This window comes from Acinetobacter sp. QJM3NY_42 (assembly GCF_056173745.1).
Map to the genome: position 1 here is coordinate 2311706 of NZ_CM149689.1, position 24117 is coordinate 2335822.

The following is a 24117-nucleotide window of genomic DNA, read 5'->3' on the forward strand; positions in this document are numbered from 1 at the left end:
TCAGGCTTTGAAAATAGACTGAAATGGTTGCAGTTCTACCTGTACCGATTTGAGCTGGGTATAATTTTGCAGGGTCTGGATACCATTCTCACGCCCTACACCAGACTGTTTGTATCCTCCAACAGGCATTTGTGCAGGCGATTCTCCCCACGTATTGATCCAGCAGATTCCGGCTTCAAGTTGATGAATCATTCGATGTGCCTGTGCCAGATCTGAACTTACTACTCCCGCGGCAAGTCCGTAATGGGTATCGTTAGCGCGCTGAATGACTTCTTCTTCATTCTCATAATTCAAGATACTCATGACCGGCCCGAAAATTTCCTGCTGCACAATCTCCATCTCGTCATGACAGTCAGTAAAAATAGTGGGTGCAACGAAAGCACCCTTGGCCAGTTCATTTGCAGTAAGCCGATGCCCCCCGGTTAATACACGTGCACCCTGCTGCTTACTGCGCTCAATAAAGTCCAAGACTTTTTGCATATGAGGAAAACTGGCAAGCGGACCAAAATTGGTATCAAGTTTTAAGGGATCTCCTATCCGGATATATGGAATCCGCTCCAGAAGCTTTGTTTCAAAAGCTGACTGTAATTTTTTAGGAATAAATACCCGAGTACCATTAGTACACACCTGACCTGAACTGAAAAAGTTTGCCATCATCGCGATATCGGCAGCTAGATTCAAATCGGCATTTTCACAAATAATCAGAGGTGATTTTCCACCCAGTTCCATCGTTACATCTTTTAAAGAAGAAGCTGCTGCTGATGCCATAACTTTCTTGCCGGTTTCCACCCCACCGGTAAACGAGATTTTCTGAATATCGGGATGTTCCGTCAGATACTGCCCGATTTCTCCCCCACCAGTTACAACATTAAAGACACCGGCTGGCACACCAGCCTCGGTATAAATTTCAGCCAGCTTCAGGGTCGTCAGTGGTGTAGTTTCACTGGCCTTGAATACCATTGCATTTCCGGCAGCTAAAGCTGGGGCAGATTTCCATAAGGCAATCTGAATTGGATAATTCCAAGCCCCAATCCCTGCTACCACCCCTAATGGTTCACGGCGGGTGTAGGCAAATGAACCCTCACGTAATGGAATCTGCTGCCCTTCAAGCATCGGTAAAATTCCGGCATAATATTCAAGTACATCGGCTCCAGTCACAATATCGACCGTTGAAGTTTCACTATATGCCTTGCCACTGTCGAGGCTCTCAAGCACTGCAAGCTCATCATTACGTTCACGTAAGATGCTGACTGCTCTTGCCAAAATACGTGAACGTTCAATCAAGCTCATAGCTGCCCAGATTTTCTGACCGTTTTGTGCAGAAATAACTGCCCGGTCAATATCATCTTTGGTACAGACTTGAACCTCTGCCAGAACTTCACCATTGGCCGGGTTAATGGTCTTAAAAACATCAGGAGAAGAACTGTCTGTAAATTGTCCGTGGATGTATGGACGTTGCAGATTGAACTTCGACATGAGAAATCTCCTTTTGTTGTGATTCTTAATATACAAGCTTGTGATCGATGTATTGCTCACAGATCCGGATGGTTTCATCGATCCTGAGCGGTGTCTGGCTTAATGCGCCGCGTAACCAAAAACCATCGATCAGTGCAGCAAGTCCGAGAGCTGCATCTTCGGCCTGTTTTTCATCCAGACACTTGCAAAATTCGTGTTTAAGGCTGGAATACAGCCATTGCTCATTGACTTGCTGTAATTCATGTAAATCCGGTTGATATAAGCTAACCGACCAAAAAGCCAGCCAGGTTTTCATGGCAGCCTGATTTATCTGTGAGGGCGAAAAATTGCCCCGCACAATGGCCATAAGCCGGGCTTTGGGAGAAGCTTCTGTCTGGCTTAATGCCTGTGCCACTGCAGTTTCCAGCTGCGCCAGCAAATACTGCATGGTGGCAAAAATAAGACCATGCTTGTCTTTAAAGTAATGACTGATAATACCGGTCGATACACCTGCTCTTTTGGCAATCTGGGAGATTGAAGCCTCAGCAAGGCCTAACTCGTTAATAGCTTCCAGTGTGGCATCAATCAGTTGTTGGCGACGAATCGGTTGCATTCCAACTTTAGGCATCGGTCTTATCTTCCAAAATACAGAACAAGTGTGAACTGCTACATATTTTATCTTTATTTTTATTGAACGTTCAATTAAAAAAAACTATAGTTTTATAGCAAAGATGTACAGCACACTTTATTTTTGGATCTGTTGTAGCTTTTAAACCAAGCTATTTACTTAAAAAAACTGTTTAAAAAAGAATAAAGTGTACTGTAAATCCGAAATTTATATATTCATTGGAATCTCGAGATTTATGGCGAATAAAACAGTCGAGCAGACGAGGGACAGCCTGAATAAGGTGGTCTTTTACGTTTCTGCTTCACTCATTCTACTGTTCTCTACTATTACTATTTTATTTAATGAACAGGCAAATTATGTCATTACAGCTGTACTAAATTGGGTATCCAGTACATTTAGCTGGTATTACCTCCTCGCAGCTACCCTATATATGGTCTTTGTTATTTTTATTGCCTGTTCACGTTATGGCAATATTAAACTTGGACCCAAGCATTCAAAGCCGGAATTTAGTCTGCTCAGCTGGTCAGCAATGCTGTTCTCCGCCGGAATCGGTATCGATCTGATGTTTTTTTCGGTGGCTGAACCACTGTCACACTATATTAATCCGCCAGTAGGTACGGGCGAAACTTATGCAGCTGCACGGCAGAGTATGGTCTGGACCATGTTTCACTATGGCTTGACTGGCTGGTGTATGTATGCCCTGATCGGTATGTCACTGGCGTATTTCAGCTATCGCTATAATTTGCCTTTAACCATTCGCTCTGCGCTTTATCCCATCTTTGGTAAAAGAATTAATGGTGCCTTGGGTCATACGGTCGATACGGCTGCGGTACTGGGAACAATTTTTGGTATAGCTACCACTTGTGGTATTGGTGTTGTACAGCTTAACTATGGCTTACACGTACTTCTTGGCCTGCCAGAGAATTTATGGGTCCAAACTCTGCTAATTTTAGTGGCTGTAATCATCTGTATTATCTCGGTCACCTCTGGTGTAAATAAAGGTTTGCGGATACTTTCCGAAGTCAATATTTATGTGTCAGTGGGTTTGCTTATTTTTATATTGCTGTTGGGTAATACACAGTTCCTGCTGAATGCCCTGATTCAAAATTTCGGCGATTATCTCAGCCAGTTTCCAAAACTTACTTTAGAGAGTTTTGCCTTTGAACAGCCAACAGAGTGGATGCAGAGCTGGACACTGTTTTTCTGGGCCTGGTGGGTGGCATGGTCTCCTTTTGTGGGTCTATTTCTGGCACGTATTTCCCGAGGGCGCACCATCCGTGAATTCGTCTGTGGCACCCTGATCATTCCTTTGCTGTTTACCATGACATGGCTATCCATCTTTGGTAACAGCGCCCTTCATAGTGTAATTTTTGAAGGCAATATTCAGCTTGCCGAGACAGTAATTGCCAACCCGGCCCATGGTTTTTATGATCTGCTGGCCCAGTATCCGGGCTTTCCATTTATTGCTTCAGTGGCCACTATTACTGGTCTCCTGTTCTATGTGACTTCAGCCGATTCAGGGGCGCTGGTGCTGGGGAACTTTACAACGAAATTTACCCACATTGACCATGATTCACCCCGCTGGCTCAGCATTTTCTGGTCAGTTGCGATTGGCCTGCTTACGCTGGCAATGCTGATGGCAAACGGTATTACAGCCCTACAAAATGCCACTATTATTATGGGACTGCCCTTTAGCTTTGTAATTTTTCTGGTTATGGCTGGTTTATATAAATCATTACGTCTGGAAGATTTCCGGCAAGCCAGTACCAGTATGAACGCCGCTCCTGTGGTGGGCAATGTCGATATTTTTAACTGGAAAAAACGTCTGAACCGGGTTATGCACCATCCGGGAACTACCGAAACCAAGCGTATGCTGGATGAGGTCTGTTTGCCCGCCATGCAGGCTGTAGCAGATGAACTGATGAAACGGGGTGTTGAAGCCAGTGTAGAACAAAAACTGCTTGAAGATGAACTGCCGCTTTATCATCTGGATATTATTATTCATTTAGAACAGGAACAGAATTTTATTTATCAGATCTGGCCGATACGCTACATCACACCCAACTTTAGTGAACGTGGCAAACGTGGTAAACGCCACTATTACCGTCTGGAAAGCTATCTCTATGAAGGTTCCCAAGGAAATGACCTGGTTGGTTACAGTCGCGAACAGGTGATTAACGATATTCTGGATAAATATGAACGTCATATGATGTTCCTGCACATTAACCGGATTAGTCCGGGTACACGGCCACTTTTCCCAGATCCAGATGCTTAAACTCAATACGGATGACTCCAATGAACCCAGATGCAATCCATTCATTTGCCCTGTTCTTTTCACTGCTCAATCCTTTCCTGATGAGCATTTATATGCTGGGAATTATCCGCACTTCTGAGGCAAAAACGTTTAATACAGCGCTGATTACAGGCAGTCTGATCAGTTTCATGGTTTTTCTGCTTTTTGCCTGGGGTGGTGAAACGGTATTTAACCAGTATCTACATGTGCGTTTTGAATCTTTCCAGATTTTTGGTGGCCTGATCTTCTTAGTAATTGGCTATCGGTATGTTTTTGAAGGTGCAGAAACTATTGGCGTTATGCGTGGAGCACCCGAGCATTTGGCCGGCACAATTGCCATGCCCTTTATGATCGGGCCAGGGACTATCAGTGCAGCAGTCATTACCGGTATGAAAATGTCTATACTAGAGACAGCGGCAGTCATTGCATTTACCCTGTTACTCAGTTGTAGCCTGCTGATCCTGATGAAATATGCACATGATCATTTACAGAAACGTTCGACCCGTTATGTAGATATGTACACTGCAATTGTCGGACGGCTAGCTGCCTTACTCATTGGTACAATTGCAATTGATATGGTGATTACTGGTGTAGTAGGAATCTGGACAGACATGGTTTAAATACCAATTATTTTGGCAGGTAATTTTCAGCTAATTTACTGGGCCTTTTAATAGAAAAACCAGAATTTTTAATTGAGTGTATGGAAAGATACAGATCAGCTCTTATCGTTCCAAAAATGCTACGTTTCGTTATAGCTATACGGGTTTATCGCGCCGCTAAAAACAATAAAATAGATAACAGATAGAACAGTTATATAGAGGTGTCAAAATGAATGCTTATTTACACCGCAGTGAAAACCGGGGTCATGTGCAGGCAGGCTGGCTCGACACAAGACACAGCTTTTCCTTTGGTCAGTGGTATGATCCAAAATACATGGGTGTCAGTGCATTACGTGTTATCAATGACGACCGGATTGCGGCCCATAACGGCTTTGGTACGCATTCCCATGACAATATGGAAATTTTAACCTGTGTCCTGTCTGGAACTATTTTTCATCGCGACAGTATGGGTAATGAAGGCCAGATTCATGCCGGTGAATGGCAACTCATGAGTGCAGGCCATGGCGTTCAGCACAGTGAAATTAATAATCATGATGAGCCCGTACATCTGCTCCAGATCTGGATTCATCCTAATATCAAAAATGCTGAGCCAAATTATCAACAGATCAGTCTGGACCCGGGCAAACATCCGGACCAGTGGCATCTGATTGCCGGACCAGAAGCAAATGCACCAATGCACATACGCCAAGATGCAGAGGTTAAAACTGCTGTCTTGCAAAAAGATGCTTCTCTAGAGATTGCTGCAAAGCATAAGATCAACTATGTTCATGTAATTGAAGGCTGTGTGCAAATTGGTGAATATACCGTAAATGCCGGTGATGCTTTAGTTTTCGAAGCTGAAACTGAAGTTAAAGCCCTAGCAGACAGCCGCATGATCTGGTTTGATTTACCTTAACTTTTTAAAGTCATAATTAACAAAAAGGAAGGGCTTGCCCTTCCTTTTTTATAAATATTGCAAGTTCATAAACTTCTATCTATTTAAAAAATCAGTTTCAGACCGAGTCCGTACTGCCAGTCTTTTTCTGACGAGGTTTCTTGCTGCCAAACTGTAGCTTCACGCCCTTTCTCATAGGCATAAGCCACATCAATAAAAGGCATGACTCGCTTATTAATTTCATAACGGGACTGCACACCCAGTTGCAAGCTGGATAAACCTTTTTTACGCGCATACTTTGAATCATCACTTAACACCAGCTCTGACTCAATATAAGGCTGTAAAATCAGCTTTTGCGTTACTAACAGATCACGCTCACTCTTCAAGTTAAAAGAGAGTTGCTGGTCTTTTCCAGCATACAGGTAGGCATCTGTTTCAAAGAAATAGGGCGCCAGACCATGCAATCCAAGCATGGCGTCTATCTGCTCCTGCTGCTCTGGTTGCCGTTCTGTGTAGCGATAACGCACACCGGTCTGCACGTCCCAGAAGTCAGAAATAGCCCGGCTATACAAAGCGGCAATATCATAATCTGCCTGTTCTGACTCAGCCTTATGAATATGACCTTTTATAAACAGCCTGTTCTCATCTGTTCCGATTCGGCTTTCAAGTTCAGTTTTTAATATTCCCTGTCCATCCGGATTCCAGATCCAACGATGCTCAAGTTCAGTACGTTGAAAAATTTGTCCACCATGTTCACGTATATGGTTGGCATGAGCTTGTGCTTCTGACGTTACGGTCATGGTTTTCTGCGTTGTAACAGATTGCTGCTGTAACTTGTCCTGATGGTCATGCAAAGTTTCAGCAAGGCTTATATTGCTTAAAAGCAAAATACCACTACCAATTAGCAGACGATTACATAACTTAGTGATGTGCATGCCTAGCTCCTTGTGACGAGTGACTTGCTGCTGGCGTATGAGTTGCTGATCCAACTTGGGCTACTACCAGTTTATTCATCATACCGGCACTCATGTGATAAAGCAGATGACAATGAACCGCCCATTCACCCAACTCATCGGCGGTGAGTAAAGCCGTGACGGTCTGGCCTGGCGGTACAATCACAGTGTGCTTATTCGGCATATTTGCCAGCGGCTGACCATTTTCCAGCTGCATAAACATGCCATGCAAATGCATCGGATGGGCCATCATGCTGTCATTGATAAATTTTAGCCGGACACGTTCACCATATTTCACCTGTAAAGGCTCAGCCTCAGTAAATTTCTTACCGTTCATAGTCCAGACATAGCGCTCCATATTTCCCCCCAGACGGATGACCAGCTCCTGTTCAGGCTGACGCTGGTCAGATTGAGGATTTAAGGATTTTAAGTCTGCATAAGTGAGTGCTTTATGTCCTGCAGGGGTCGAGGCATTAGCCCAGCCATAGACCGGTGTAGTGGTACTTTGTGATAATCTTTGTTCCGTTATATCCGACATAGTCCGCTGTTCTGCTGCTTCCTGTTTTTTTGATGAAGTCACCATTTTCGAATGATCTATAGCAGCATGGTCTGTGCCCGGTACGGGCATTTGGGAATGTATCTCACCCTGAGCGTCGCTATTGCTCATATGTCCGGCATGCTGATTAGCCATATCATTATTATGGCCGCCATATTGCATCCCCATATCAGCCATGGTCAGCAAGGCACGTGGTCTGGCATCAGGCTGCCGGGTTGCGGGCCGGGCAGAATCCGCCTGATCATGCAATGAGGCAAGTGCAAAGCCGGTACGATCAATTGATTCGGCCTCAATCTGGTAATGACTATCTTTGGGCTCGACAATTGCATCATAGGTTTCGGCTGTACCAATCCGGAACTCATCTACAGGTACTGGCTGAACTGGCTGCCCATCTGCACTCACTACATGCATTTTCAGGCCCGGGATTCGGACATCAAAAAAGGACATGGCTGAGGCATTGATAAAACGTAAGCGGATCTTCTCGCCTGATTTGAACAGACCTGTCCAGTTCTGCTTTGGTGTCTTGCCGTTAACCAGAAAAGTATAACCTGTGACATCCGATAAATCGGTTTTTAGCATGCGCATCCGGTTCCGCATAGAACGGTCTTTCCAGGTAGCTGACCAACCTTCACGTTTTACCTGCTGCCAGACATCACCTAGGGTTTCACGCCGGTTCTGATAATATTCTGCTGACTTCTTCAGGTTATTTAGAATCTGGTCACTCTTGCTCTGGTGAAAGTCGGATAGCATCACTACGTAATCACGCTCTGCCTGTTCATGCTTGGCGATAGACTGGTGATCTTTGGGATAGACTACAAATGCCCCATATAGGCCATCCTGCTCCTGTCCCTTACTGTGTGCATGGTACCAATAAGTTCCATTCTGACGAATTTTGAAGCGGTATTCAAAATGACCACCCGGTTTAATACCCTGAAATCCATTAAAGCCAGGTACACCATCCATTAAAGCCGGCAATAACAATCCATGCCAGTGTAAGGAAGAGTCTTCATTTTTAAGCTTGTTATAAACATGAATTACGGCTTCATCGCCTTCTTCAAACTCGAGTAAAGGAGCTGGAAATTTTCCATTTACAGTAATACGTTTTAGTGGCTTGCCGGTTACATTCACCAGCTGTTCATCAATAGTAAGATGATATTCCTTGACTGCCGCCATTAACCAGGTGGATGAGGACAGACAGGCACCCAGTAACAGGGCTTGACTCAGTTTTATAGACATGATTTGACCTTGATAATTAAAAATAATTTTTAATCGTGAAATTAAGGTCAGGCTTTAGGAGGGCGCAGAATTTCCTGCCAGTATCCCGGCAAGTAACGGGCAAAATAATGGCTGTGGCTTGTTTCGGGTAAAGAAAGATTTGGTAAAGATTCAGGCACGTTATCAGCTGCTGCTAAAACCACTTGCAGTGTATTGCAATGTAGTGAGCTGCAATCGTGACAATGAACCTGCTGCACTGTCTGATGGTTATCACCATTGATACAAGAATGATGCGCAGATTGTGATGCAGCATGAGACACTTCGTGACAGCCTGCATGGCCAACATGCTGGTTCACTTGCTTCGTAGGTTGAGATCCGCCGGAATGACTTAGCAGATGAGCAGACACAGTAGACCATCCTGTTAGAAAAACAAGAAAACAGATAAGCCAAGACTGTTTTAAAAGTCTGCCAAGGCGCACGTTCAGGTCCACAAATCGTATATTAGCTATATCAGCATAACGGATTTTTGCCGGGGTGCAAGCGGATTTCAATAGGCCATTCCATATAAAAACCGAAAAATAATGGCTGAGTATTATTTTAATTTTCACTTATTACGATATTCATAATTAAATTATATATTGTGTAATATATAAAAATAAGTATGATAGAACTAAGATAAAAACAGCTGTCTTAAGCTTTGGAAAATTTGCAGACATTTTAATTTCTGGACATGAACTAACTTTAAGCAAGTACCCTGATTTCCATAGATACATCAGGTCAGATAAAAGCGGCAGGCTGCCTTCATTTGGACAAAAGGAACAGTTAAATGACGACACAACTTAAATCATTCATCGATGTTGCACCAGATTCAGATTTCCCGATTCAGAACCTGCCTTATGGTATTTTTAGTGAAACAGCTGATGGAAAACGTCGCGCCGGTGTTGCACTAGGTGAGTATGTAGTAGATCTGGCACTACTTGAACAGGCTGGCTTACTCACGATTGAAGCAGGCAGAAACTATTTTGATCAGTCAACCTTAAATCAGTTTATTGAGTCTGGACGTGATCAGTGGACTCAAGTTCGCTCTACCCTGCAATTGCTTCTTTCCAGTACAAATCCAGAACTGCGTGATAATAGCGAATTGCGTGAAAAAGCCTTCTTTAAACGCTCAGAAGTAGTGCTACATTTACCAGTCCATATTCCCGGCTATACCGACTTCTATTCTTCAAAAGAGCATGCTACCAATGTTGGCTGTATGTTCCGTGATCCCAAGAATGCCTTGCTTCCTAACTGGTCAGAACTTCCGGTCGGCTATAATGGTCGTGCCAGCTCAGTAGTAGTTAGTGGTACAGATATAGTTCGCCCGTCGGGCCAGGTTAAACTGCCAAGTGAAGAACGCCCTGTATTCACTGCCTGTCGCAAGCTCGACTTTGAACTGGAAACCGGTTTTATTATTGGCAAACCAAACCAGCTGGGCGAACCGATCTCCATTGAAAATGCCTGGGACCATATTTTTGGAATGGTACTGTTTAATGACTGGTCAGCACGTGATATTCAGCAATGGGAATATGTACCACTTGGTCCATTTAATGCCAAAACGTTTGCTTCCTCTATTTCACCGTGGATTGTCACGCTAGACGCCCTGCAACCTTTCAAGACCAACAGTCCGGAACAGGAACCACGTCCATTGGCTTATCTGCGTGAAGACAACAGTGCCAACAGTTACGATATCCAGCTTTCTGTTGAACTTCAGGCAGCCGGACAGGTACAGGCCGATGTGATCTGCCAAACCAACTTTAAATATATGTACTGGTCAATGGCCCAACAGCTGACTCACCATACGATTTCTGGCTGTAACGTTCAGGTCGGTGACTTGATGGGTTCAGGTACCATTTCTGGCCCTACTCCCGATTCTTATGGCTCCCTGCTGGAACTTACCTGGAATACGACCAAGCCACTTACACTCTCAAATGGCGAACAGCGCAGTTTCTTGCAAGATGGCGATACCCTGATCATGAAAGGCTACTGTGAAAAAGATGGTCTGCGTATCGGTTTTGGTGAGGTAAGCGGCAAGGTACTGCCAGCTGTCCAGTTTAATTTTAATACTGATGAATCAGAGGTAGAGCAACGTGAAGCTGTATAGTTACTTCCGTAGTTCCGCGGCTTACCGGGTGCGTATTGCCCTGAATCTTAAAGGACTGCACTACGAACTTGTGCCTGTACATCTGCTGAAAAATGGAGGCGAACAGCGTTCTGAAGCTTACTGCCGCATGAACCCAACTGCACTGGTGCCTACGCTCACAGATGGAGACTTCAATCTGGGCCAGTCCATGAGTATCTTAGAGTATCTTGAAGAAACTCATCCTGAAACGCCCCTCTTACCCAAAGATGCACACTCGCGAGCAAGAATTCGGGCATTTTGTCAGAGTATTGCTTGTGATATTCATCCGGTGAACAATCTGCGGGTATTACAGTATTTAAGTCAAACCCTGCAAATTGGTGAAACAGCAAAATCTGAATGGTACGCCCATTGGGTGACTGAAGGTTTTAAAGCACTTGAAGCTTTATTACACGACTCAAATGGCAGCTACTGTTTTAACGATACTCCTACACTGGCAGACTGCTGCCTGATTCCTCAGGTCTATAACGCCAAGCGTTTTAATATTGACCTGACAGCTTTCCCCAAAATTGAAAGTATTTATACACACTGCTCAACATTGAGCGCATTCCAGAATGCTGCGCCAGAAGCGCAGTCGGATGCCGCATAAAAAATAAGGACATTTGTTCATGACTATTCAAATCGAAAAAATTCACCATGTGGCCTACCGCTGTAAAGATGCTAAAGAAACCGTCGAATGGTATAAGAAAAACCTGAACATGGATTTTATTCTGGCATTTGCCGAAGACCATGTACCTTCTACCAAAGCTTTTGACCCTTATATGCACCTGTTTTTAGATGCCGGGAATGGTAATGTTCTTGCTTTTTTTGAACTGCCAACCCAGCCAGAAATGGGCCGCGACGAAAATACACCAAAATGGGTCCAGCATATTGCATTGAAAGTTAAAGACCGTACAGCTCTTGAAGCCGCCAAAGCACATCTAGAGGCAAATGGTGTAGATGTACTCGGTATTACTAACCACGGCATTTTCCATTCAATTTATTTCTTTGATCCAAACGGTCACCGTCTGGAGCTGGCTTATGATGATGAAAAAGCCCCGCAGAAAATTGCCATGATTACTGAAGAAATGAAATATGAGATGCTAGAAGAATGGAGTAAAACCAAGCGTGCGCCTCATCATACTCATTTTTTGCATGCTGACGAACTGGATCAGACTACCGCTTAAACCATAGGAATTCAACTTATGAATAAAGTCTATGAAAGTGCAACTGCTGCCCTTCAGGATGTAGTCGCAAATGGACAAACTCTGGCAGTCGGTGGTTTTGGCCTGTGTGGTATTCCTGAAGCTCTGATTTCAGCTCTAAAAGAAACCGGAGTAAAAGACCTGACCTGTATTTCTAATAATGCAGGAGTAGATGACTTCGGTTTAGGAAAGTTGCTGGCTACCCGTCAGATCAAGAAAATGATTTCATCCTATGTTGGAGAAAATAAAGAATTTGAGCGTCAATACCTGAGTGGTGAACTTGAAGTTGAACTTACCCCTCAAGGTACGCTGGCCGAAAAACTGCGGGCCGGCGGTGCTGGTATTCCCGCTTTTTTTACCCAGACCGGCGTAGGCACTCTCATTGCTGAAGGGAAGGAAGAGCGAGAGTTCAACGGCAAAACCTATATCATGGAAGAATCACTGACAGCCGATATATCGCTGGTTAAAGCCTATAAAGCCGACAAAGCCGGAAATCTGGTCTTTCGCAAAACTGCACAGAACTTTAATCCGGTCTGTGCCATGGCCGGAAAAATTACCGTGGCTGAAGTTGAACAGATTGTCGAGATTGGTGAGCTGGATCCGGATGCTATTCACCTGCCGGGAATCTATGTTAACCGTATTGTACTCAATGCCACACCTGAAAAACGGATTGAACAGATGACACTGAAAACGGCGGAGGGATAAATATGGCTTGGTCACGTAATGAAATGGCACAGCGTGCCGCACAGGAGCTTGAAGACGGATTTTATGTCAACCTGGGTATTGGATTGCCGACCCTGGTCGCCAACTATATTCCAGAACAGGTCAATGTCTGGCTCCAGTCTGAAAACGGTTTACTGGGGATTGGGGAGTTTCCGACTGAAGAAACGGTGGATGCTGATCTGATCAATGCGGGTAAGCAGACCGTAACAGCCCGGCCCGGCGCTGCATTTTTCTCAAGTGCTGAATCCTTTGCCATGATTCGTGGTGGACACGTCAATATTGCGATTTTAGGGGCAATGGAAGTTTCCGAACAGGGAGATCTGGCCAACTGGATGATTCCGGGCAAGAAAGTTAAGGGCATGGGCGGAGCCATGGATCTGGTTGCAGGTGTACAAAAAGTCGTAGTGCTGATGGAGCACTGTGCGAAAGATGGAACACCAAAAATTGTAAAACAGTGTAGCCTGCCACTTACAGGTAAAGGTGTAGTCCACCGGATTATTACCGACCTTGGTGTGATGGATATTGACGCCGCAGGGATGAAACTGATAGAACTGGCCAAAGAGGTGACGCTAGAGCAGATTCAGGCAGTTACAGGCGTACAGCTAAATGTACAGCTAGAGAATGATGCAGCCTGATCCAATACTATAAAAATTATGTGAATAAAAAAGCAGCTTCGGCTGCTTTGTGTGTCCTAAGTAAATAATAAAACAGGCTATGGGCAGCTAGATACCATATCCAAGAATAAACAGACAAATGGATTTCAAAAACTATGTATAAACATCAAGGATTACTTGAGCGGTTCGCTCTTCGTATCAGTAACTGGTCAGAAAAATGGTTTCCTGACTCTTATATCTTCGCTTTACTGGGAGTCATCATTGTTTCAATTGCCGCGATGACGATCGGTGCTCCGGCCCAAGCTGTAGCTGAAGCTTTTGGTGATGGATTCTGGAGTCTCATTCCATTTACCCTACAAATGACCATGCTGATTATTGTCGGCTATGTGGTTTCGGTTTCCAGACCCGTCGAACTCCTTATTCAGAAAATGGCTCTTATACCCAGTTCCGGTCGTAAAGCAATTGTACTGGTTGCTACCGTCAGTCTGCTGATTTCCCTTGTCAATTGGGCCGTGAGTACTATTTTGACGGCTCTTTTAGTGATTGCACTGGCAAAACGTACTGAACTGCGAATGGACTACCGGGCCGCGGCTGCTGCAGCTATTATTGGTATGGGTGCGACTTGGGCACTGGGTATCAGTTCATCTGCTGCCCAGCTACAAGCCAATAAAGACAGTTTACCTGAATCTATTTATCAGCTTACCGGGGTTATTCCCTTCACTGAAACAATTTTTCTGTGGCAATCCATCGTTATGACTTTGGTACTGATCATTGTCTCAATTGCAATTGCCTACTGGTCTGCCCCCAAAAGTGAAAACGTCAAGACCATGCAGGATTTTAACTTGGACTTTGAAATTGAGAAAAAGCCAGAACTAAAGTCTAGCCGCCCGGGAGACTGGCTAGAAAATTCCCCAATCTTAACCATACTGGTGGTGGCGATTGGTGTGGGCTGGATGATTCTCGAATTTACCCAGCAGAATCCAATTCTGGCTATTTCCAGTTTAAATACCTATAACTTTGTCTTTCTGATGCTGGGTCTGGCTCTGCATGGGACGCCACGTAATTTTCTTAATGCCGTGTCCAAGGCAGTGCCTGCGGTCTCTGGCGTATTAATCCAGTTTCCTTTATACGGCAGTATTGCTTTTATTATGACTCACGCCATGAACAGCAATGATCTTTCTTTATCTCACTATATTGCCGAGTTTTTTGTTTCTATTGCTTCCAAGGAAAGTTTTGCTGTAGTGATGGGAATTTATTCAGCTATTCTTGGCTTTTTTGTACCCTCAGGTGGTGGAAAATGGATCATAGAGGCCCCATATGTTATGCAAGCTGCCAATGACCTGAAAGTACATTTGGGCTGGTCAGTGCAGATTTATAATGCTGCTGAGGCTTTACCGAACCTGATCAATCCATTTTTTATGTTGCCGATGCTGGGTATTTTGAAACTTAAACCTAAAGATGTGATTGGTTTTACCGTAACCCAGCTGATCGTGCATTTTCCGCTGGTTCTTTTTTTATTGTGGATACTGGGACGTACTCTGGCTTATACCCCACCTGTATTTTAATAGTACTGGCTTTTTCAAGAACAAAAGAGCCTTTCATTTTTACCAACACTGTACTGCGTTTTTTCGTTATGGTCTGAATAGGAATTCAAATATGCAACCGATTGTTATTGTTTCTGGTAGCCGTACTGCTATGGGAAGTTTTCAGGGTGGTTTATCCAGTTTAACTGCACCTGAGCTGGGAGCAGCCGTCATCCGGGAATCTCTACAACGCGCTGATGTTCAAGCCGATCAGGTTGATGAAGTGATTATGGGCTGTGTACTCCCTGCCGGGTTAAAACAGGGCCCGGCCCGTCAGGCAATGCGTCTGGCGGGCTTGCCTGACCATGTTGGCGCCACCACTATCAATAAAATCTGTGGTTCAGGCATGAAAGCTGTCATGCAGGCAGCAGATGCAATTAAGGCAGGTAGTGCTGATATTGTAGTGGCAGGCGGGATGGAATCAATGAGTAATGCTCCATATCTGATGCCCAAAGCACGTGCAGGATTTCGCATGGGTCATGGTGAGGTCAAGGACCACATGTTTTTAGAAGGTCTTGAAGACGCAGAAACCGGCCGTTCGATGGGTTCACTGGCACAGGACATGGCTAACCAGAAAGGTTATACCCGCGAACAGATGGATGAGTTTGCGATCCGTTCTTTAACCCGTGCGCAAAAGGCTATTAGCGAAGGCTATCTAAAAGATGAAATTGTGCCAGTAACTGTCAGCAGTCGTAAAGGTGAGGTCATTGTGGCTCAGGATGAGAATCCATTTAATGCTAAAATTGACAAGATCGCTACCTTGCGTCCAGCTTTTGCCAAGGATGGAACAATTACGGCAGCTAATGCTAGCTCAATTAGTGACGGCGCTTCAGCCATGCTGGTCATGACTGAAGAAAATGCACAGCAGCGTGGTCTGACACCACTAGCAAAAATTGTAGCGTATGCTTCACATTCACAACATCCCTCTGAATTCACAATTGCTCCAGTGGGTGCAATTGAAAAAGTTCTGAAGAAAGCCGGCTGGAATGCAGCAGAAGTTGATTTATGGGAAATTAACGAAGCCTTTGCCATGGTAACGATGGCCGCGATTGATGCCTTTGAGCTGGATGTTGAAAAAGTTAATCTACATGGAGGTGCCTGCGCCCTAGGTCATCCATTGGGTTCATCAGGTTCACGTATTATTTTGTCACTGATCTATGCACTTAAACGCACTGGCAAGCGTAAAGGTATTGCAGCACTTTGTATCGGTGGTGGAGAAGCCACTGCAATAGCGATTGAAATCATGGCCTGATCTGAGTATTGTCAATTTTCTGCAGGATATACCATCGAGCGTGGTATATCCTTTTTCATATTCTGACTCTGGAAACAATCATGTCTCAGCAAGATTACGAAAATGGCCTGAAAGTCCGCACTGAAGTTATGGGTGAGGCATTTGTACAGCGTGCCCAAAACAACACCGTTCCATTTACCCAGCCGCTGCAAGACTGGATTAATGAACATGCATGGGGGTCGACCTGGCAACGTGAAGGTATACTGCCACGCAAATACCGTTCTCTGATTACGCTTGCATTTCTGGTTGCCCAGAAGAGCCCTACCGAACTAAAGGGACATGTTCATGGTGCACTCAATAACGGTGCCACAGTTGAAGAGATTCAGGAAGTTTTATTGCACAGCCTACCTTATTGTGGAGCACCAGCAGCCCAAGAAGCTTTCCGGGCTGCGCTTGAAGTGATTAATGACTACCATAATTCGTAAAATTTTATAAAGTGCAGGCCTTTAACCTGCATTTTTTATTTTTATTAATATAAATATTTTATGGTTATTATTTAAACTTTAGTGCTAGAAAAGCATTTTGTTTGCTGGAAGTGTGTTAGCCTTAAGTTGATGGCTTAGCTTTGAAATTAATGGACATCAGTTATATAAATTAAGTTTTCCTCATATATTTAACTGATGGACAGCGTATAATATTAAGACATCTAATAATAAGTATCCTTTTAAGAACTATTCCCCAAGGAGTCAGCACCATGACTTATCAACATATTTTAGTTCCCGTAGATGGTTCACCAACTTCTCTCGCTGCAGTCAAACAGGCAGCTGATATTGCCAAGGCTTTTGGCAGTAAGGTTACAGCAGTTTGTGTACTTTCAGTTGAACCTTTTATTGCTGTTGAATTTGTCGATACCCAGACGCTGGTAGAAGACTATCGTAACAAAGCTAAACAGGAAATACAGAAAACTCTGGATCAGGCCAAAGCCCTTTTTGCCGCAGAAGGAGTAGAAGTAGAAACCCGTCTGACTGAAGGACAGGAAATTTATAAAGAAATTATCAATACCGCAGAAGAGATAAATGCTGACCTGATTATTATGGGTTCACATGGTCGTAAAGGCATCAAGAAAATCTTTCTCGGAAGTGTAGCCCAGAGTGTATTGGCAGCAACGCATTTACCAGTCATGATTATCAAACAATAATTATTTGATCTGTTAATTGCATTTAAATCTCAGGTCAGGAGAGGAAAATCAGCCTAGACAGTTTTAAAGACTATCCAGCTCATTTTCCTCACATGACTTTCTAAGATATCGGTTCTGATGAATACCTTAGATCCCGATCCATCTTCAATCGATTGCACTACTCCCACTATTGCTGTAGGTCACTTAGATAACATTCTTTTTCCTTTAAGTAAAAACTGCCCAGTTCCGGTATACTGATTGTTCAATACGACTTTGCTCACCTTCTTCATGATTCAGAAAAAGCTGTAGCTTAAACTAAACCTGCTGTTATTACTTTGCCTAAAGTAATTCAGGATCATCACTCAACAGGTTATACGAATAGGGAGCGATTTAAATAGCATGAGTATGGCCTTGTACATATAAATAATTATTATTCATTTAGTTTTCTATATTTCATTTTTAGAGGCTACTTATATAGTCAGAAAAACAATACCTGAGATAAAAATCTTGAGTAAAGCTAATTCTTATTTAACCAGAAACTACTGACCCAATATCCAAGCAATAATATTCAGCAGTCTAAATATTTAAGATCTTTTTAAAGCATAAAGAGAACTGCTCACTAGTCATTTTTTATATTCTTACAAAAAATAAATAATCCAACCAGAATCAATTCAGCTCTTCTTGAGCAGGCTCCTCAAAGCGAGTTATCCATTGATCCAGGTTTGCCAAGTCAACCACAGGTATACTGTCGATGCCCAGCTGGTTACGTTTTTTCAGTCGTGACTTCAGCTCATCTATAGATGCCTTCAAATAGCACACTTTGGCTATAACACCGAGCTCCTTGGCTACAGCGCGATAATGATCACGCTCCGTCCTTAACCAGAAGCCATATTCAAGAATGACACTGTGGCCCTGTTTAAGTAATTGCAGGGCAAGCTGCCACTGGAGCTGCTCTACCTTAATTCTTGCCTGATCATCGTAAAAACTTAAACCGAGATCATATAACCACTCATCTGGTGAAAAGCGAATAGCCCCATATTCTTTTTCTAGAATTCTAGCCAATGTAGTCTTTCCTGAGCCTGGTAATCCACACATTAAATAAAGAACTGGAATTATAGTATTTTCAGGCATTTATTATTTTCCCTTTCTTTCATTTCTGACTATAGTCGTAGCAGATTAGGTTTTGACTGATAACTTTCTCTATTTTATATTTTTAATTTAATCAAAAATTAAAGCATTATGTGCGCTTACTCCTGCCAGTGCCCCATCACCTACGGCTAAAGACACTGAACCGCCGGGCCGAGCTGCGTCTCCACAGGCAAACACCCCATCAACTGAAGTTGCTTTTAGGTCATTTGTATAAATGAATTCCCCTGTTTCATCTTCTTCAATTTTACAACCCAAATCCTTAATCCAGCCTTGCTCTAAAAAGGTTTTAGTTTGTATAAACAATCCATCAAAGTGTGTGATGCTCTGATCTGTAAATATTACATCAGCATGAGAATCCATCTGCTTAATTGAACGGTCATCTATGGTCACGCCTCTTTCTTGTAATTGCTGTTTGACTTTCAGATTCAACAGGTCTGGCTGACCATTTAATAAGAGTGTAGTCTTACCCCAGTCTGGAAGCATCATGGCCAGATGGGTAACATGGGCAGAACTGGCTAAAAGTGCAATATTTCCCTGATTGAGTTCATAGCCATGGCAATACGGACAATGAAATACAGATTTCCCCCAACGTTCGTTTAGACCTGAAATATCGGGTAAGCGGTCAGTGACCCCCGAGGCTATAATTATTTTTTTGGCATGAATTGGCTGTTGAGTATCCAGACACAAATAAAAATCCTGATTATTTTTTTCTACCCGGTGGACCGTGCCTTGTTGCCAGTTGACTGTCTTATAGCGCTGTAATTGTTCCCGTGCCTTTTTTATAATTTCCAGCGCCTGAATTCCATCTTGTGCAAGAAAACCATGAGAATTTTCGGCGAATCGATTTCGTCTCTGCCCTGCATCAATTACTATAATATTTCGACGTGCCCTTGCCAAAGGTACTGCTGCAGATAAGCCGGCATAACTTCCGCCAATAATTGCAACGTCATAAATCATTTTGATAACTCCGAAAATCTCATTTTAGGAATTAGCTTAATACTTCTAGCTTATACCAATGTTGATGTCCTTTATGAGAAATGCAACTTTATGATTATTTTGTTTGCTTAACTGAATTTCTTTATCACCTTAAAGTGAAATGGCTATCTCAAGCAGCATTTTTTTAAAATAGAAAATTTAAATCTATAGCAGATCACACCTACCCCAAATATTAATTTTAATTAACCAGTTATTTTTAATGAATATATTTATTATATAGGTACTTTTTTACTTATTATTTTATTCACTTAAATAATATATCAAAATTAATCACTTTATATAAGTTTACTAGCTTAAACCTCCCCCTACACCAGCAGAACTTTCTTTTTGAGTAAATGCACTACTTATGCGCAGGCTAGTATTGTTATCAATAGTACGCTGATAATCTACAACAACTGCCTGTTCAGATCTTTACAGATCGGCACCAGCACGGTTTTTCCTTATAAAACGGCTGTGCTTATTACTACATTTATCACTTGATTTATAATTTAGCACTGCTTCTTCAGGGATAACTCCCTTAAATTGGTCACTAAAAAACCTGCTCTAGCCTGATCATGAGAATAGATAGCATCTTAAGTATCGATCTTCTATTTTTTAATATTTAACCTTCTCTGATACCATATTATTTAGATATTAAAATTCTCAATATTTAAAAAATATTTCTATAAAATAAGATTTTTAAGGCTGACTATAATAGAAATTGTCTTGTTATTTTAGTTTTTATTAAAATCAATAAGTTAAAAATATATTCAATTCAGAAGTTATAAGCCCTAATATATAGCTAAAATAAACTCCCTCTATTTTAACAACCTTAACAATAAAAGAGTATTCTATGCGTCATTCTTATCATGCTGAACAGCACTATATGGAGCGTGCGGGATGGTTACGTGCTGTTGTACTGGGTGCAAACGACGGGATTATCTCTGTTACCAGCCTTGTCATTGGCGTAGCGGCAAGTGGGGCCTCCACTCATACCCTGTTAATTACCTGTATAGCCGGCCTGATTTCTGGCGCTGCCTCAATGGCAGCCGGCGAATATATATCAGTTAAGTCCCAGCAGGATATCGAGCAGAGTGATTTGAATATGGAAGCACGAGAATTAGATCTTCATCCGGCCCATGAATTAAAGGAGCTCCAAGATATCTATATACGTCGCGGTTTAGACTCTGACCTTGCCCGTCAGGTTGCTCAACAGCTGACTGCACATAATGCTCTGGACGCCCATGCAAGAGATGAAATTGGTATTTCAGAACAGACTTCAGCAAATCCTGTTCTTGCAGCAGTCGCATCAGCTCTGGCTTTTTCAGTGGGGTCTTTGTTTCCTGTTGCTGCAATTATTTTTCTTCCTGAATCTATACTCCAATCAGGCATTATTATAATTGGTATATTAAGTCTGGGAGTTCTGGGTGCGCTGGCAAGCTATGCCGGTGGCAATTCTATCTGGAAAGGTGCAATACGTATTATGATATGGGGAATTATTGCAATGCTGTTTAGTGCATGGGTGGGTTCATTATTTAATGTCACAGCTGTTTAGGCAATAAATCATATAAATATATTGTACCCTTATAACTCTTTTAATTTTATTTTAAGCAAGAAAAACCATAATCCAGATAGTATGTTTATGTGATCAGGTTATGGGCTTATTCATATAACACCCATCATGTTAATTTTAGAATTTCTTAAAATCAAATAACCATAACTGATCTATTTAACATACTGCCAAACGACAGGATCAACATAATCTTCATCAATATGGTAGCCCTGTGCCATAACTTCTTTTTCATCAATTTCCCTTGATTTTTTACTTCTTCTCAACTCATTTGTAAATGCTTGTTCTAACTCTTTTGATGTCATTTTATAAGTATCAATATTATTCTCTGAATCATCCATTGAATTTCTTTCATCATAGCGAATTGTATTGAAAGTATAATGAACCATATATTGTTCTTTACCATCTTCAGTTTTTTTAGTTTGTTTTATACTCAGATCCAAAAGGATACCATTGCCATATAAGCGGTAGCCGATCGAGTTTCCTCCAACTGTATTTATTATTTTTTTCCATTCTTCATAATTAAAGATATAAGTCGGATCAATGACATCACCTGATTCCATTAGATATCGAATATTATCTTCTTTTGCTATTCGTGCAGAAAAACGATAGAAATAATTTTTCCACTCGGCCTGATTAATTTTTTTCATTAAATCAACATAAGCTTGATAGGCTTGTTCAGGACGTACAAACTCTTCTTTGTTTAAACCTGCATTGATAGTCATCACCTCAATACCTTCTTCCCCATGAAAAGATGCTCCAAGTACTGAAAAAACATGATTAATGGTCAAGCTACTTGTACTATTCTCGATTTTAATTTGGCCTAAGTTCGGTAGTGAAAAATCTAATTCTCGAAAACTCGCTACTGGGTGATTATCTACCTTCCCTTGATTGTAGTGAGCAAAATCTTTAAAACCTTGTGGACCAAAATGTAGTGAATAAGGTTGCTGATTCATTGTATTGTTCTCTGTATTTTTTGGATGAGGTTGACAGCTTAAAAGGAAGAGTCCGAATATAAAGACAAAGATCAAGTTAAAATAGATCTTAAATTTTTCCATCATTACTGTCCTTACCAACATTAAAATCAGCTTTACTGTTACCCCATCCTGCAATAATTGCGAGTTCCTTTTCTAAAAATGGACGTCCTTTGTTACTCAACATTAAAAGATGATATTTTTCTGCTGCTTTTTGAATCCATTCCATACGGCTATCATAGTTTTGAACTCTAGTATGTGGCAAAGGCTCAATATAGACAGATTCAGGGAGTTGATTAATAACTCCTGCATGACGACCTTTATAGTTTCCATTTTTATCAGGTTTGACCGTATCAACGCCATAATCACTAGATAAGACTAAGGTACTATCAGGGAGCTTGGTATAGCTTTGTAACGTTGCCTGTGCTTGTACTTTCCAATCTTTCCATACCAATTCCTGTAAAATATTTCTTTGCTCTTGTACTGCAATCGCCATCAAATGTTTTAAAAGATTTTTACTAGACAACTTAAATCTAACTTGTCTTGATTCATTCTTTCTTTTAAATACATTTTCAATTTTTGGAAGATACTCAAAAGCCTGTGTAATTTCAGGGGTACTTTGTAAGTGCTTAATTATCGGTAAGCAACTTGACCAAGGAATATTTCTTACTTCTTCTTTTATATGGGTGAATTTTGAGACATCACGTTGAGTTCTACACTGGTTAAAAGATGCAGATGACATACTCCAAGCGTAGTGCCATGGAGCAATATCCATGAATAACCATAAATTTCCTTTTGCAAAAGAATGTACAGGGTCTCGAATCACACTGAGTGGCATCCACTTATATCCCCATGCGGTGAGTCCATGTTTGAACACTGCTGCAACTGTTTTTGAGGCAAATGCGCCTAGACCCATCCAATAATAACGACCTATAAGTTGTTTATCTCCATGATTTTCCTGTTCAAGGTAAATTTTGGCATAGACCGATGCTATTCTTCTAGCTCTTGCTTCATATCCTGGTTCGAGTTTATAGAGATTTTTTCGTACATCCATTAAATTAGATACGTTTTGCAATTTCAAGCGAACCTCTTGCCTCAATCTTCTTAATGATTTGTAGAATCTCAGGAGCCTGAATCTGGTTAATACGCTTATTAGCAAGAGCAATATAAAGCTCATCCAATGAAGCTCGTACATTACTAATGTGTTTGGATGACCAAGTTTCTTTTTGATTATTGAACCAATCCTCTGCGACTTCCTTAAAATAAGGCTGCTCCTGCTCAACCTCAGTTGTATTTTTGAGTTTATATCTCAGATCAAACGCGATCTCCCTTGCACGCTTTAAACTTAGCTCAGGATAGATACCTAATGCTTTAGACTTCCTTTGTCCATTTTCCGTGTATCTGATAGACCAATATTTTTTGCCATTCGGATCGACTCGTAAAGACAGACCATTAATATCAGAAAGGCGGTACTGTTTTTCCTGCGGTAATGCTTTTTTACACAGCACATCGGTAAGCGACATATCTTTGTCCCACATAATTAAACTTATTTAGTGGGTCAAATTGTCCCAATTTTGACCCTCATAAAAGCAAAAATAGGGTCAAACAGCTTAGGACAAGGTCGGACAACACAGCCAATAAAAAAGCCTCTAAACATTAAGTTTAAAGGCTTTTTTAGATCCCGATGGATTACTTCGGAAAGAATTTTGGTGGAGGTGGCGGGAGTCGAACCCGCGTCCGCCAGCACTACACTCGAGAATACTACATGCTTAGATATCGTCTACTTTTTTAACTCTTTGTGACCCGACGAACAGGGTACAAATCGCGATCCTCTTAATTTAGTACAAAACCCCAAGGCTTGGTTTTATACGGACTTGTGTGCGTGCGCTTCAGTCGGACTCCCTAACCACAAGTATTCAGAGAGGCGGACAAGCTGCCCTTAGGCAGCTAGAGCGTATGATTCGTCGTTTGCGACTAAAAAATGCAAATTTGATTTACGAGAGAAAATGCGCTCTCGGCATGCATCTATGAGTTTCATCACCAGCGTCGAAGCCAGAGACACCCCCAAGTTACGTTCCTATCTTAGCATACTTTTACTGATTTACCATGCCGTAATTCATTAAAATCAAGAGCGAGATAGGTTTAATACTATAATTGCGGTAGT

The 24117-nt window shown here is 42.1% G+C and carries 22 protein-coding genes, 1 other RNA gene and 1 pseudogene; 13 read left to right on the plus strand and 11 right to left on the minus strand.

What is annotated here, in order from left to right:
• Complete coding sequence (gene betB, locus AC0VYT_RS10935; protein ID WP_005018995.1) at positions 1-1476, minus strand: betaine-aldehyde dehydrogenase; 1476 nt, start codon at positions 1474-1476, stop codon at positions 1-3.
• A 25-nt stretch (positions 1477-1501) separates the two neighbouring features.
• Entirely contained in the window at positions 1502-2083 is a 582-nt protein-coding gene (betI, locus tag AC0VYT_RS10940; RefSeq protein ID WP_005018994.1) for a transcriptional regulator BetI, read from the minus strand.
• A gap of 235 nt (positions 2084-2318) precedes the next feature.
• Here betI and AC0VYT_RS10945 point away from each other — a divergent pair, with 235 nt between their 5' ends.
• From AC0VYT_RS10945 to AC0VYT_RS10955, 3 genes are all read left to right on the plus strand, one after another.
• Complete coding sequence (locus AC0VYT_RS10945; protein WP_005018992.1) at positions 2319-4358, plus strand: choline transporter; 2040 nt, start codon at positions 2319-2321, stop codon at positions 4356-4358.
• 20 nt (positions 4359-4378) lie between these two features.
• Positions 4379-4996: a MarC family protein gene (locus AC0VYT_RS10950; RefSeq protein ID WP_005018990.1), complete on the plus strand. Its 618-nt coding sequence runs from the start codon at positions 4379-4381 to the stop codon at positions 4994-4996.
• 208 nt (positions 4997-5204) lie between these two features.
• Positions 5205-5891: a pirin family protein gene (locus AC0VYT_RS10955; protein ID WP_005018988.1), complete on the plus strand. Its 687-nt coding sequence runs from the start codon at positions 5205-5207 to the stop codon at positions 5889-5891.
• Between the two features lie 83 nt (positions 5892-5974).
• Here the strand turns inward: AC0VYT_RS10955 and AC0VYT_RS10960 are convergent, their stop codons facing one another.
• From AC0VYT_RS10960 to AC0VYT_RS10970, 3 genes are read right to left on the minus strand one after another with little or no spacing between them, the layout of a single operon-like run.
• Positions 5975-6805 carry a copper resistance protein B gene (locus AC0VYT_RS10960; protein WP_005018985.1) on the minus strand — a complete coding sequence of 277 codons (831 nt, stop codon included), beginning with the start codon at positions 6803-6805 and terminating at the stop codon, positions 5975-5977.
• The gene (locus tag AC0VYT_RS10965; protein WP_005018982.1) at positions 6792-8615 is read right to left on the minus strand and encodes a copper resistance system multicopper oxidase; all 1824 of its coding nucleotides are present in this window, start codon (positions 8613-8615) and stop codon (positions 6792-6794) included. Before AC0VYT_RS10965 ends, AC0VYT_RS10960 begins: the two co-directional genes overlap by 14 nt.
• A gap of 47 nt (positions 8616-8662) precedes the next feature.
• Positions 8663-9001 carry a hypothetical protein gene (locus tag AC0VYT_RS10970; RefSeq protein ID WP_005018977.1) on the minus strand — a complete coding sequence of 113 codons (339 nt, stop codon included), beginning with the start codon at positions 8999-9001 and terminating at the stop codon, positions 8663-8665.
• Between the two features lie 419 nt (positions 9002-9420).
• Here AC0VYT_RS10970 and fahA point away from each other — a divergent pair, with 419 nt between their 5' ends.
• The 9 genes from fahA to AC0VYT_RS11015 all read left to right on the plus strand — a co-directional run bounded on the left by fahA (position 9421) and on the right by AC0VYT_RS11015 (position 17306).
• Positions 9421-10737, plus strand: coding sequence for a fumarylacetoacetase (gene fahA / locus AC0VYT_RS10975; protein ID WP_005018976.1), 1317 nt, complete (start codon positions 9421-9423; stop codon positions 10735-10737).
• A complete protein-coding gene (gene maiA, locus AC0VYT_RS10980; protein ID WP_005018975.1) occupies positions 10724-11362 on the plus strand; it encodes a maleylacetoacetate isomerase in 639 nt (212 codons plus the stop codon). The genes fahA and maiA overlap by 14 nt, the downstream gene beginning before the upstream one ends.
• A 19-nt stretch (positions 11363-11381) precedes the next feature.
• Entirely contained in the window at positions 11382-11939 is a 558-nt protein-coding gene (locus tag AC0VYT_RS10985; protein ID WP_005018974.1) for a VOC family protein, read from the plus strand.
• A gap of 18 nt (positions 11940-11957) precedes the next feature.
• On the plus strand, positions 11958-12662 hold the full coding sequence (locus AC0VYT_RS10990; RefSeq protein WP_005018972.1) for a CoA transferase subunit A: 705 nt from the start codon (positions 11958-11960) through the stop codon (positions 12660-12662).
• A gap of 2 nt (positions 12663-12664) precedes the next feature.
• The gene (locus tag AC0VYT_RS10995) at positions 12665-13315 is read left to right on the plus strand and encodes a CoA transferase subunit B (protein ID WP_005018970.1); all 651 of its coding nucleotides are present in this window, start codon (positions 12665-12667) and stop codon (positions 13313-13315) included.
• Positions 13316-13449: 134 nt separating this feature from the next.
• Positions 13450-14859 (plus strand): short-chain fatty acid transporter, encoded by a 1410-nt coding sequence (locus AC0VYT_RS11000; RefSeq protein ID WP_005018968.1) that lies wholly within the window; start codon positions 13450-13452, stop codon positions 14857-14859.
• Positions 14860-14950: 91 nt separating this feature from the next.
• Positions 14951-16129, plus strand: a complete 1179-nt coding sequence (locus tag AC0VYT_RS11005; RefSeq protein ID WP_005018967.1) for a thiolase family protein — start codon at positions 14951-14953, stop codon at positions 16127-16129.
• A gap of 80 nt (positions 16130-16209) precedes the next feature.
• The gene (locus tag AC0VYT_RS11010; protein ID WP_005018966.1) at positions 16210-16593 is read left to right on the plus strand and encodes a carboxymuconolactone decarboxylase family protein; all 384 of its coding nucleotides are present in this window, start codon (positions 16210-16212) and stop codon (positions 16591-16593) included.
• Positions 16594-16862: 269 nt separating this feature from the next.
• Positions 16863-17306, plus strand: a complete 444-nt coding sequence (locus tag AC0VYT_RS11015) for a universal stress protein (protein ID WP_005018965.1) — start codon at positions 16863-16865, stop codon at positions 17304-17306.
• A 645-nt stretch (positions 17307-17951) separates the two neighbouring features.
• Here AC0VYT_RS11015 and AC0VYT_RS11020 read toward each other — a convergent pair.
• Complete coding sequence (locus AC0VYT_RS11020; RefSeq protein WP_005018963.1) at positions 17952-18416, minus strand: P-loop nucleotide/nucleoside kinase family protein; 465 nt, start codon at positions 18414-18416, stop codon at positions 17952-17954.
• A gap of 87 nt (positions 18417-18503) precedes the next feature.
• On the minus strand, positions 18504-19391 hold the full coding sequence (locus tag AC0VYT_RS11025) for an NAD(P)/FAD-dependent oxidoreductase (RefSeq protein ID WP_005018960.1): 888 nt from the start codon (positions 19389-19391) through the stop codon (positions 18504-18506).
• 871 nt (positions 19392-20262) lie between these two features.
• Here AC0VYT_RS11025 and AC0VYT_RS11030 point away from each other — a divergent pair.
• Positions 20263-20964 carry a VIT1/CCC1 transporter family protein gene (locus AC0VYT_RS11030; protein WP_005018958.1) on the plus strand — a complete coding sequence of 234 codons (702 nt, stop codon included), beginning with the start codon at positions 20263-20265 and terminating at the stop codon, positions 20962-20964.
• A 170-nt stretch (positions 20965-21134) separates the two neighbouring features.
• Here AC0VYT_RS11030 and AC0VYT_RS11035 read toward each other — a convergent pair whose 3' ends face one another.
• The 4 genes and pseudogenes from AC0VYT_RS11035 to ssrA form a co-directional block, all read right to left on the minus strand.
• Complete coding sequence (locus AC0VYT_RS11035) at positions 21135-22037, minus strand: hypothetical protein (protein ID WP_005404372.1); 903 nt, start codon at positions 22035-22037, stop codon at positions 21135-21137.
• Positions 22024-23034, minus strand: coding sequence for a DUF2515 family protein (locus tag AC0VYT_RS11040; RefSeq protein ID WP_005018956.1), 1011 nt, complete (start codon positions 23032-23034; stop codon positions 22024-22026). The genes AC0VYT_RS11035 and AC0VYT_RS11040 overlap by 14 nt, the downstream gene beginning before the upstream one ends.
• Positions 23018-23476, minus strand: a pseudogene (locus AC0VYT_RS11045) (tyrosine-type recombinase/integrase); the annotation flags it as partial. The gene AC0VYT_RS11040 and the pseudogene AC0VYT_RS11045, both read right to left, overlap by 17 nt.
• A gap of 184 nt (positions 23477-23660) precedes the next feature.
• Positions 23661-24019, minus strand: a transfer-messenger RNA (tmRNA) gene (gene ssrA / locus AC0VYT_RS11050).
• Positions 24020-24117: the final 98 nt, after the last annotated feature.